3 protein-coding genes and 1 pseudogene are annotated in these 12829 nt (G+C 68.0%); 3 read left to right on the top strand and 1 reads right to left on the bottom strand.

Features of this window, described 5'->3' with window-relative positions; all coding sequences use genetic code 11:
- Nucleotide 1: 1 nt before the first annotated feature.
- A complete protein-coding gene (locus P9A17_RS24930) occupies nucleotides 2-1255 on the bottom strand; it encodes an MFS transporter (RefSeq protein WP_278041419.1) in 1254 nt (417 codons plus the stop codon).
- 351 nt (nucleotides 1256-1606) lie between these two features.
- Here P9A17_RS24930 and P9A17_RS24925 point away from each other — a divergent pair, with 351 nt between their 5' ends.
- The 3 genes and pseudogenes from P9A17_RS24925 to P9A17_RS24915 all read left to right on the top strand — a co-directional run bounded on the left by P9A17_RS24925 (nucleotide 1607) and on the right by P9A17_RS24915 (nucleotide 12811).
- On the top strand, nucleotides 1607-2344 hold the full coding sequence (locus P9A17_RS24925; protein ID WP_278041418.1) for a MerR family transcriptional regulator: 738 nt from the start codon (nucleotides 1607-1609) through the stop codon (nucleotides 2342-2344).
- A 34-nt stretch (nucleotides 2345-2378) separates the two neighbouring features.
- Nucleotides 2379-2934: pseudogene (locus P9A17_RS24920) on the top strand (DUF1906 domain-containing protein); the annotation flags it as partial.
- Nucleotides 2935-3523: 589 nt separating this feature from the next.
- Nucleotides 3524-12811: a type I polyketide synthase gene (locus P9A17_RS24915; RefSeq protein ID WP_278041457.1), complete on the top strand. Its 9288-nt coding sequence runs from the start codon at nucleotides 3524-3526 to the stop codon at nucleotides 12809-12811.
- Nucleotides 12812-12829: the final 18 nt, after the last annotated feature.

Here is a 12829-nt window from a genome sequence, read left to right as displayed (position 1 = left end):
GCTAGGACGGGACCGAATTCGCCAGACCCCTGCCGTCGGCGGCGAGTTGTCTGCGGGTCTTGTGGCGGGTGATGAGAATGCCCACGACCGCCAGCGCCCACACGATGTACTGCAACGTCCACGCGACCCGGAATGATTCGAACGAGATGCCGCCCCCTGCCTCCATGGCCAAGCCCATTGCCAGCATCAGCAACAGGGAGGCGAGGAATCCGCCCATGTTGACCATGCCCTGGGCAGTGCCGAGGGTCGCTCTGGTGTTGAACGTTCTCGCGAAATCGAAACCCACCATCGAGCCCGGGCCGCCGGCCGAGATCACCACGATCAACAGCACGAGCAGCCACAGTGGCGCCGGTCCGGGTAGGGCCAGTACGACGGTCCACATCAGCGCATTGCTGACGATGATGGCGAGCACCATGCGGGAGCGACGGTGCGGGTAGCGGCCGGTGAGGATCCCGATCAGCACGCCACTGCCGATGGCGCTGGCAACCGAAAGGCTCAGTAGCGCACCGGCGACGCCGTGGGAAAGACCTTGTGCCTCGGTGAGATACGGCACGCCCCACATCAGGGCGAACACGGTGACAGAGAACTGGGTGCCCATGTGAGTGAAGAAGCCGAGGCGGGTGCCGGGGCGTAGCCACACCGTCTTGACACTGCGAAGCGTGTCTCGGACCCAAATCGCCTCCGACGTCGTCACGACTCCGGCGGGGGCGTTCTTGACGACGAGCAGGGTCAGCACGATCGACATCACGCCGAACGCCGCGGCGGAGATGTAAGCAACCGACCATCCGGCAGCGGTCAGCACCGCGACGAACGGCACTGCCGACAGCACCTGGCCGAGTTGCCCGACGATCCCCGTCAACTGGGTGACGACCGGGATCTGCCGTGGCGCGAACCAGTGCGGGACCAGGCGCAGCACGGAGATGAACGTGAACGCATCACCGAGGCCGACGACGGCGCGGGCGGCGATGGCCGTCGGCAGGGATTCGGTGAATGCGAGCACCAACTGACCCGAAGACATCAGTGCGGCACCCGACACGATGAGCGCGCGAGATCCATAACGGTCGAGGAGCAGCCCAGCGGGAACCTGGGCGCCGGCGTACACGACGACCTGGAGGACGACGAACGTCGAGAGCAGGCTCGGGCCCGCGGAAAATCGGTCGGCCGCGGCCAGTCCGGACACCCCGAGTGTGGTCCGGTCCAGGACGGCGACGATGTACGCGAGCAAACCCGTCGCCCAGATGATCCAGGGACGCACTCGCAGGCACCTCACAATTAGCTGACTTTGTCTTAATGTCCTGCCCGAGTCGGCAGGAAGTTCCATCGTCGCGCACCGGGGGCCTCGTGCGCCAATCGGAATGCCCGCACGCAGTCGCCGGAATCCGATCGAAGAGGTCGCCAAGTTGGCTAAAACTGCACCATGACGTCGACAAATTAACTAGATGTTCAGAATTTGCCCTGATAGCCGCTCATATTCGCCTGAAGGACCTACGCCAGGCGATGGCGGGGATACTTCGCTCATTCTGCACGCGGTGCGGTTAGAGTGTTTACATGCACCACCCTGGCCACCGCCCGGCCTACCGTCCCTCACGTGTGGAGTGTCCGCTGCATGGCTGAGTATCGGCTGGAAGACCTCGCTCGAGCGTCGGGAGTCAGCGCCCGAAACATCCGGGCCTACCGCGAGCGCGGGCTGCTCGATCCACCCCGCAGGGTCGGCCGGTCTGCCCTGTACGACGACTACCACCTGTCGCAGCTCAACACCATCAGTCAGTTGCTGCGCAAGGGCTACAACTCTGCGCACATCGCGGAGTTCTTCGCGAGCATGCGTCAGGGCACCGACCTGGCGGACATCCTCGGTCTGCAGCGGGCGGTGCTCGGCGCCTCCGACGAACCGCACAACCACAGCAGGGTCGTGTCCATCGATCCACGCAGTGACGAGGGCCGCCGCCTCGTCGAGTACGGCATGGCCGAGGTCGTGGGCGGCAGGGTCATGCTGATCGACGGCGAGGCGGCGGAGATCCTGGAGCGCGCGCCCGACCAACTGCTGTATGTGCGGGCGCTGCTGCGCTTCGTCGAGGCCGCCGAGGATTCTGTGGACGACGTGGCAGAGGCATTCGTCACCAGTCTGGTCGAGCTGTATCAAGCCCGGGTCGGCACCGACTACCTTCCGCGCCCGCACGAGATGGATGAGATCCGGCGAGTCGTCCAGGACTTCCGTGCCCTGGGCGAGAAAGTGATGGCGTCCAAGTTCGACCAGGCGACGCGCCGCCATATGGTCACGTCCGCGTCCGGCTACACCGCGGGCATCCTGCTGGGCGGCGAATGGGAGCCCAGGCGCGGCGCCTGAGCCCAGGTACGCCGCCGCGGCAACTCCGGCCGCCTTGGGGCTTGGCGCCCTGACGGCGGGCCTCGGCCCGGCCGCCATCACTCCGCTGGCTTCAGCCGAGCCGCTGGGTATTCTGCTCGACTACGCCGCCGGCGTGCTCAGTGCCGCAGACTTAGGTGAATCCGGCGCACTCGGCGCGATCAGATACGTGTCCGACCGCCGACTGGTTACCGGGGGAGTCCGCCGGTGTTCAGCACGCGACCCGGGGCTGGCAATTGCACGTGGCCGGAGGGGGTCCCGTCGGTGCGCCGATCTATGCGTCCATCGATGACGACCCCACCCACGAGCAGTACAAGCGGCAGGTGGCGCCGTATCTGAGAGGCTGGGGAGCGAGTGCTCGGACACCAGCGCACCGGCGTCTGCGCCCACTCGAAGATGATCGAGTGGCTCTTCAGGACGGTCTCGGCGCCTAGTGCTGGCAGCACAATTGGGCCTCGCCGGGGCGCGTCGCGCAGCCTGCCGCCCACCTGCACCAGGTCGAGATCGATGCGCGCACAGTGGCGGGGATCGGCGTCGACATCACCCACGTTCTCAAGCCCACTTTCGGCCAGCGGGCCTTAGTCGGACCCGAAAACACCCCGCCGAAGCGACCGGTCTTACTCGCTAGTAGGTTTTTGCAGCAAACTTGTGTCCGTTCAACGAAGCGTCGACAAGACACTTTTTCCGATCGTGTCGCCTCAGATGGCGTCCGCCGAACACGACATGAGAACCGAATTTCTCAGATAACGATTCAGTAACAATACTGCTTTGAACTGCAGTTCTTTCTTACTGGACCGTAACCACCTGCATGCAGGACGTTTGTCCCGGATAGCCGCGGGGCGCCGCAAACGGCGCGTTATGCAACTCGTGGTTACCGATGCGTAGAACTCGCCAGTAACCATTTGTGGCGCCAAACTGGTGCAGTCTCTTATGACACTCTTAGTACGGCTGAAGTGCCCGCCCGCGGTTCCGACGACGTGGACCCCCTGAGCGCTGCGGATCGCTCCAGCCGGATTCGACGCCGAATCGCAAGGCCGACGCAGGGTGCACAGGCAAGCACCGCGGCGAGCGCCACAGCAGGCCCGAAGAAGGGCCCACCACAAGCCTCAGACCTAGTGATGTAGCGCGAAAACAGCACCGAGGAGAACACAAGACGTGACGATCAACGACCAGCACCGTGCATCCACCGGCTCCAGCGGCCACGAAGACCAGGCCTTCGAACCTCTGACGGGAACGCACGCACTCGTCGATCGACTGCACTCCGGAGAGCCGTACGCGGTGGCGTTCGGCGGCCAGGGCGGCCCCTGGCTGGAGAACCTCGAAGAGCTCGTCAACTCCGCCGGCATCGAGTCCGAGATCAGCCAGCTCGTCGCCGAGGCCGAACTGCTGCTCGAGCCGCTCGCCCGCGAGCTCGTCGTCGTCCGGCCCATCGGCTTCGAGCCGATGAAATGGATCCGCGCCCTGGCCGCCGACGAGCCGCTGCCGTCCGCCAAGGACCTCACCACCGCGGCCATCTCCGGGCCCGGCATCTTGCTCACCCAGATGGCCGCTCAGCGCGCCCTCAAGCGCCAGGGCCTCGACCTGGACGGTCATCCCCCAGTGGCCATCGCGGGCCACTCTCAGGGCGTCACAGCGGTCGAGTCGCTCAAGGCCCGCGGAACCCGCGACGTCGAACTGCTCGCCATCGGTCAGCTCATCGGTGCCGCCGGATCGCTGGTGTCGCGCCGCTGCGGCATGGTCGGCCGTGGTGACAAAGCGCCGATGGTGTCCGTCCTCAACGTCGACCCCGCCCGGATGGCCGAGCTCCTCGACGAGTTCTCCCAGGACGTGCGCACCGTGCTCCCGCCGGCCCTGTCCATCCGCAACGGCCGTCGCTCCGTCGTGATCACCGGCACCCCCGAGCAGCTCGCCCGGTTCGAGCTGTACTGCGAGAAGATCACCGAGAAGGAAGAGGCCGAGCGCAAGAACAAGACGCGCGGCGGCGCGATCTTCCGTCCGATCTTCAACCAGCTCAACGTCGAGGTCGGCTTCCACACCCCGCGCCTCGCCGGCGGGGTCGAACTCGTCAACGAATGGGCAGCGCGCACGGGCCTGGACCGCGAGCTCACCCGTCGACTGACCGAAACCATCTTCGTCAAGCCCGTCGACTGGGTCGCCGAGGTCGAAGAGCTCGCCGCCACCGGCGCAAAGTGGATCGTCGACCTGGGCCCCAGCGACACCGTCACGCGGCTGACCGCTCCGGTGATCCGCGGCCTCGGCATCGGCATCGTGCCCGCGGCCACCCGCGCCGGCCAGCGCAGCCTCTTCACCGTCGGCGCCGCACCCGCCGTCGCACCCGCCTGGTCCACCTATGCCCCGCAGGCCATCGCCCTGCCGGACGGTTCCGTGAAGGCGTCGACGAAGTTCACCCGCCTCACCGGCCGGTCCCCGATCCTGCTCGCGGGCATGACCCCGACGACGGTGGACGCCAAGATCGTCGCCGCGGCCGCCAACGCCGGCCACTGGGCCGAGCTCGCCGGTGGCGGACAGGTCACCGAGGAGATCTTCGACGCCCGCGTCGCCGAGCTGACGCAGCTGCTCGAACCCGGCCGCGCGATCCAGTTCAACTCGCTGTTCCTCGACCCCTACCTTTGGAAGCTGCAGGTCGGTGGCAAGCGTCTGGTGCAGAAGGCCCGCCAGTCCGGCGCGCCCATCGACGGCGTGGTCGTCACCGCCGGTATCCCGGACCTCGAAGAGGCCGTCGACCTGATCGAGGAACTGCACACCGTCGGCATCAGCAACGTCGTCTTCAAGCCGGGCACCGTCGACCAGATCAAGTCCGTCATCAAGATCGCGGTCGAGGTGCCCGAGCGCGACGTCATCGTGCACATCGAAGGCGGCCGCGCCGGCGGACACCACTCGTGGGAGGACCTCGACGACCTGCTGCTGGCCACCTACGGCGAGCTGCGCAAGTACTCCAACGTCACCATCTGCGTCGGCGGCGGCATCGGCACCCCGGAGCGGGCTGCCGAGTACCTGTCGGGTGAGTGGTCCAAGGCGTACGGCTTCCCGGAGATGCCCGTCGACGGCATCCTGGTCGGCACCGCCGCGATGGCGACTCTCGAGGCCACCACGTCGCCGGCCGTCAAGCAGATGCTCGTCGACACGACGGGCACCGACATCTGGGTCGGCGCAGGCAAGGCCATCAACGGCATGGCCAGCGGTCGCAGCCAGCTCGGCGCCGACATCCACGAGATCGACAACACCGCATCGCGATGCGGCCGCCTGCTCGACGAGGTCGCCGGCGACGCCGACGCCGTGGCCGAGCGCCGCGACGAGATCATCGCCGCGATGGCCAACACCGCCAAGCCGTACTTCGGCGACATCGGCGACATGACCTACCTGCAGTGGCTGAAGCGCTACGTCGAGCTCGCCATCGGCGACGGCGACAGCACCGCCGACACGGCCGGTCCCGGCAGCCCGTGGCTGGCCGACACCTGGCGTGAGCGCTTCGAGGAGATGCTCAAGCGCGCCGAGGCCCGCCTCAACGAGAAGGACTCGGGACCGATCGAGTCGCTGTTCGTGGCCGGCGACGACGACTCCGAAGATCAAGCGCTGCTGGACAATCCGGATGCAGCGATCGCCGCGCTGGTCGCGCGCTACCCCGACGCCGAGACCGTCAAGCTGCACCCGGCCGACGTGCCGTTCTTCGTGACGTTGTGCAAGAAGCCCGGCAAGCCGGTCAACTTCGTGCCCGTCGTCGACAAGGACGTGCGCCGTTGGTGGCGCAGCGACTCGCTGTGGCAGGCGCACGACGCCCGCTACACCGCCGACCAGGTCTGCATCATCCCGGGAACCCAGGCCGTCGTCGGCATCACCCGCGTCGACGAGCCGGTCGGTGAACTGCTCGACCGGTTCGAGCAAGAGATCGTCGACCGCGTGCTCGCCGCAGGCGCGCAACCGGTTTCGGTCGTGTCTCGTCGCCAGGCGCGTGCCGACGTCAGCGGTCCGCTGGCCGTCGTGCTCGACTCGCCCGACGTGCTGTGGGCAGGCCGCACCGCGATCAACCCGGTGCACCGCATCGGCGCGCCCGGTGAGTGGCAGGTCAACGACGTGCCGGGCAAGCCCAGCGCCACGCACCCGAACACCGGTGCGCGCCTCGAACAGAGCAGCGACGGCGCCGGAAACGTCTCGGTCACGCTCAGCGTCCCGTTGTCCGACATCTGGATCGAGATCCGCTTCACGCTGCCGACGGCAACGGTGGACGGCGGAGCGCCGATCGTCACCGTCGAGGACGCCTCGAAGGCGATGCGCTCGGTGCTGGCGATCGCCGCGGGAGTCGACGGACCGGAAACCCTTCCGCCCGTGGAGAACAACACGGCGCAGGTCACCGTCGAATGGGATCCGGAGAAGGTCGCCGACCACACCGGCGTCACCGCGACGTTCGGCGCTCCGCTGGCGCCCGGCCTGACCCTGGTGCCCGATGCGCTGGTCGGACTGTGCTGGCCTGCCGTGTTCTCCGCGATCGGCTCCGCCCTGACCGACGACGGCTTCCCGGTTGTCGAAGGTCTGCTGAGCCTGGTGCACCTCGACCACGCCGCGCACCTGCTGGAGTCGATGCCTGCGACCAAGTCCGAATTGTCGGTCAAGGCAACAGCTTTGGCGGCCACCGATACCGAGGTCGGGCGTGTTGTCCCGGTCGAGGTGACGATCGCCGACGCCGAGGGCGTCGTCCTGGCGACGTTGGAGGAGCGCTTCGCGATCCGCGGTCGCACCGGTGCCGTCGAGCTCGCCGATCCGGTGCGTGCCGGCGGCGCCATCACCGACAACGCCACGGACACCCCGCGTCGCCGCCGGCGTGACGTCACCGTCACCGCTCCCGTCGACATGAGTGCCTTCGCCGTTGTCTCCGGAGACCACAACCCGATCCACACCGACCGCGCCGCCGCGCTGCTCGCCGGGCTGAAAAGGCCCATCGTGCACGGCATGTGGCTCTCGGCGGCGGCTCAGCACGCCGTCACCGCGACCGACGGCCGCGCCACCCCGCCCGCCCGTCTGGTCGGCTGGACGTCGCGCTTCCTCGGGATGGTGCTGCCCGGCGACGAGATCGAATTCCGCATCGACCGCGTCGGCATCGACCGCGGCGCCGAGATCGTCGAGGTTGCCGCGAAGGTCGACGGCGAGCTCGTCATGGCGGCGACCGCGCAGTTGGCTGCTCCGAAGACCGTCTACGCGTTCCCCGGTCAGGGCATCCAGTCCAAGGGGATGGGCATGGACGTGCGGGCCCGCTCCAAGGCCGCCCGCAAGGTCTGGGACACCGCCGACAAGTTCACCCGTGAGACTCTTGGCTTCTCGGTGCTGCACGTCGTGCGCGACAACCCGACCAGCCTGATCGCCTCCGGTGTGCACTACCACCACCCCGAGGGCGTGCTCTACCTGACGCAGTTCACCCAGGTCGCCATGGCGACGGTGGCTGCGGCCCAGGTCGCCGAGATGCGTGAGCAGGGTGCGTTCGTCGAGGGCGCCATCGCGTGCGGTCACTCCGTCGGCGAATACACCGCTCTGGCATGCGTTTCCGGCGTGTACGAGCTGGAGGCGCTGCTGGAGGTCGTGTTCCACCGCGGCAGCAAGATGCACGACATCGTGCCTCGCGACGCGCAGGGCCGGTCGAACTACCGACTGGCCGCCATCCGCCCGTCGCAGATCGACCTCGACGACGCCGACGTGAAGAGCTTCATCGCCGAAATCTCCGAGCGCACAGGCGAATTCCTGGAGATCGTGAACTTCAACCTGCGTGGTTCGCAGTACGCGATCGCCGGCACGGTCGCCGGCCTCGAGGCTCTGGAGGAAGAGGTCGAGCGTCGCCGCGAGATCTCAGGCGGCAAGCGGTCATTCATCCTGGTGCCCGGTATCGACGTGCCGTTCCACTCAAGCGTGCTGCGCGTCGGCGTCGCCGACTTCCGCCGCGCCCTCGAGCGGGTCATGCCCACCGATGCCGATCCCGAGTTGCTGATCGGGCGCTACATCCCGAACCTGGTGCCGCGGCCGTTCACGCTGGACCGCGACTTCATCCAGGAGATCCGCGATCTGGTGCCCGCCGAACCGCTCGACGAGATCCTCGCCGACTACGACACGTGGCGTAACGAGCGTCCGTCGGAGCTCATGCGCAAGGTCGTCATCGAGTTGCTCGCGTGGCAGTTCGCCAGCCCGGTGCGCTGGATCGAGACGCAGGACCTGCTCTTCATCGAGGAGGCCGCGGGCGGTATGGGCATCGAGCGGTTCGTCGAGATCGGTGTGAAGAACGCGCCGACCGTCGCCGGCCTGGCCACCAACACGCTCAAGCTCCCCGAGTACTCGCACAACACCACCGAGGTGCTCAACGCCGAGCGTGACGCCGCCGTGCTGTTCGCGACGGACACCGATCCCGAGCCCGACGTCGAGGAGTCGGCGGGAGATGAAGCACCGGTTGCCGAGGCAGCGCCTGCTGCAGCTGCTCCGGCGGAGGCGGCCCCCGCCGCTCCGGCACCCGCGGCGGCCCCGAGCGGCGGACCTCGTCCTGACGACATCGTCTTCGACGCGGCCGATGCCACGACCGCGCTCATCGCGCTGTCGGCCAAGATCCGCATCGATCAGATCGAGGCGCTCGACTCCATCGAGTCGATCACCGACGGCGCGTCCTCGCGGCGCAACCAGATGCTGGTCGACCTCGGTTCCGAGCTGAACCTCGGCGCCATCGACGGTGCCGCCGAAGCCGATCTGGCCGGGCTCAAGGGGCAGGTCACCAAGCTGGCCCGCACCTACAAGCCGTTCGGCCCGGTGCTGTCGGACGCGATCAACGATCAGCTGCGCACGGTCCTCGGGCCGTCGGGCAAGCGTCCGGCCTACATCGTCGAGCGGGTCAAGAAGACCTGGGAACTCGGTGACGGCTGGGGCAAGCACGTCACGGCCGAAGTGGCGCTGGGAACCCGCGAGGGATCCAGCGTTCGCGGCGGAGCATTGGGCGGCCTGCACGACGGTGCCCTGGCCGACGCCGCCGCCGTCGACAAGGCGATCGACGCGGCCGTGACGGCCGTCGGTGCGCGGCGCGGCATTCCGGTGTCGCTGCCGTCCGCCGCGGGCGGTGGCGGCGGGGTCGTGGACTCCGCGGCGCTCGGTGAGTTCGCCGAGCAGGTCACCGGACCCAACGGTGTGCTCGCCAACGCGGCCCGCGCGATCCTGGACCAGCTCGGCCACAGCGCCGCGATCTCCACCCCGGAGCCGTCGGCCGATGCGGAGCTCATCGACCTGGTCACGGCCGAACTCGGTGCGGATTGGCCGCGTCTGGTGGCGCCGTCGTTCGACGGTCGCAAGGCGGTGCTCTTCGACGACCGGTGGGCAAGTGCGCGTGAGGATCTCGCCAAGATCTGGCTGACCGAGGAGGACGACCTCGAGGCCGACTGGGTCCGGCTGTCGGAGCGGTTCGAGGGCACCGGCCACGTCGTCGGGACCCAGGCCACCTACTGGCAGGGCAAGGCGCTCGCCGCCGGGCTGAACATCCACGCTTCGCTGTACGCCCGCGTTGCCGCGGGTGCGGAGAACCCGGGCAAGGGTCGCTACAACGACGAGGTAGCTGTCGTGACAGGCGCTTCGAAGGGCTCGATCGCGGCGTCGGTGGTGGCGCAGCTGCTCGACGGCGGTGCCACCGTGATCGCGACGACCTCGAAGCTCGACGACAGCAGGCTGGAGTTCTACCGCGGCCTCTATCGCGACAACGCCCGGTTCGGCGCCAAGCTGTGGGTGCTTCCCGCGAACATGGCTTCCTACAACGACATTGACGCGTTGGTGGAGTGGGTCGGTACCGAGCAGAGTGAGAGCCTCGGGCCGAAGTCGATCCACCTCAAGGATGCGCTGACCCCGACGCTGCTGTTCCCGTTCGCGGCGCCTCGCGTCGGTGGGGACCTGTCCGAGGCCGGTTCGCGCTCCGAGATGGAGATGAAGGTTCTGCTGTGGGCCGTGCAGCGGCTCATTGCCGGCCTGTCCCACATCGGTGCCGATCGCGACATCGCGGCACGCCTGCACGTGGTGCTTCCCGGATCGCCGAACCGCGGCATGTTCGGCGGCGACGGCGCCTACGGCGAGTCGAAGTCGGCACTGGACGCCGTCGTGTCCCGCTGGAAGGCGGAGACGTCGTGGGCGCAGCGAGTCAGCCTGGCGCACGCGCTGATCGGCTGGACCCGCGGCACCGGCCTGATGGGCCACAACGACGTCATCGTCGACGGAGTCGAAGCAGCCGGCGTGACCACCTACTCCACCGAGCAGATGGCGAGCATGCTGCTGGCCCTGTGTGACGTGGAGACGAAGGTCGCGGCGGCGCGCGAGCCCGTCCAGGCCGACCTCACCGGCGGACTGGCCGAGGTCGATCTGGATCTGTCGGACCTGGCAGCCAAGGCCCGCGAGCGTGCGGCCGAGGCACCGGCGGACGACGACGAGGACGTGCAGTCGGACGGTCACACGATCGCCGCACTGCCGTCGCCGCCGCGTCCCGCCGCCCCGGCCCCTGCGCCGGAGTGGGCTCCGCTGGACGTCGATCCGGCCGATCTGGTGGTCATCGTCGGCGGCGCCGAACTCGGCCCGTACGGCTCGTCGCGCACCCGGTTCGAGATGGAGATCGACAACGAACTCTCGGCGGCGGGCGTCCTCGAACTGGCCTGGACCACAGGCCTGATCAAGTGGGAAGACGATCCCCAACCAGGTTGGTACGACACCGAATCCGGCGATCTCGTCGACGAGGCGGATCTGGTCGAGCGCTACCACGATGTGGTCGTCGAGCGGGTGGGCATCCGCGAGTTCGTCGGAGATGCCGCGATCGACCCGGATCACTCGGCGCCGCTGCTGGTGTCGGTGTTCCTGGACAAGGACTTCTCCTTCGTGGTGTCGTCCGAGGCCGACGCGCGGGCGTTCGTCCAGTTCGATCCGGAGCACACGGTCATCAGCCCGGTGCCCGACAGTGCCGACTGGAACGTCACCCGCAAGGCGGGCACCGAGATTCGCGTGCCGCGTAAGTCGAAGCTGTCCCGCACCGTCGGCGCCCAGATCCCGACCGGGTTCGACCCGCAGGTCTGGGGTGTCACGCCGGACATGGCGAATTCGATTGACCGCGTTGCGTTGTGGAATCTCGTGGCCACGGTGGACGCGTTTCTGTCCGCCGGGTTCTCCCCGACGGAACTGATGCGGTGGGTGCACCCGAGCCTGGTCGCCAGCACGCAGGGCACCGGCATGGGCGGCCTCACCTCGATGCAGACCATGTTCCACGGCAACCTGCTCGACAAGAACAAGCCGAACGACATCCTGCAGGAGACCCTGCCGAACGTCGTTGCCGCACACGTGATTCAGAGCTACGTAGGCAGCTACGGCTCGATGATCCACCCGGTCGGCGCCTGCGCCACCGCGGCGGTCTCGCTGGAAGAGGGCGTCGACAAGATCCGTCTCGGCAAGGCCGAGGTCGTCGTCACCGGTGGTTATGACGATCTGACGCTGGAAGCCGTCATCGGCTTCGGTGACATGGCGGCCACCGCCGATACCGAGGTGATGCGGGCCAAGGGGATCAGCGATTCGCGGTTCTCCCGCGCCAACGACCGGCGCAGGCTCGGCTTCGTCGAGGCGCAGGGCGGTGGCACGATTCTGCTGGCCCGAGGTGATCTCGCGCTGCGGATGGGTCTGCCGGTGCTGGCGGTCGTCGCCTACGCGCAGTCCTACGCCGACGGCGTGCACACCTCGATCCCCGCACCGGGGCTCGGCGCGCTGGGCGCCGGTCGCGGCGGCAGGGAGTCGGTGCTCGCCAAGGCGCTGAACAAGCTGGGCGTCGGTGCCGATGATGTCGCCGTCATCTCCAAGCACGACACGTCGACGCTGGCGAACGATCCGAACGAGCAGGAGTTGCACGAGCGGCTCGCCGACTCGATGGGTCGCTCCGAAGGTGCCCCGCTGTTCATCGTCAGCCAGAAGAGCCTCACCGGGCATGCCAAGGGCGGCGCGGCGGTGTTCCAGACGATGGGCCTGTGCCAGATCCTGCGCGACGGTGTCATCCCGCCGAACCGCAGCCTGGACTGCGTGGACGAAGACCTCGCGACCTCCGCGCACTTCGTGTGGCCGCGCGAGACCCTGCGGATGGGCGACAAGTACCCGCTGAAGGCGGGCCTTGTCACCAGCCTCGGGTTCGGTCACGTGTCGGGTCTGATCGCGCTGGTGCACCCGGAGGCGTTCCTGGCCACCCTGACTCCCGAGCAGCGAACGGAATACACCGCCGCGGCGCAGGAGCGGACCCTGGCCGGTCAGCGCAGGCTGGTGTCGGCGATCGCGGGCGGCCGGCCGATGTACGAGCGGCCCGACGGTCGCCGCTTCGACCACGACCACCCGGAGAAGTCGCAGGAAGCCGCGATGCTGCTCGACATGGCGTCGCGACTCGGTGACGACGACGTGTATCGCCGGTGACCCGTGAGATAGCGTGCT

The organism is Mycobacterium sp. 236(2023) (genome assembly GCF_029623955.1).
Lineage (GTDB): Bacteria > Actinomycetota > Actinomycetes > Mycobacteriales > Mycobacteriaceae > Mycobacterium.
Note: the sequence above shows the minus strand (reverse complement) of the source record. Positions and strands in the feature narration are given on the sequence as shown.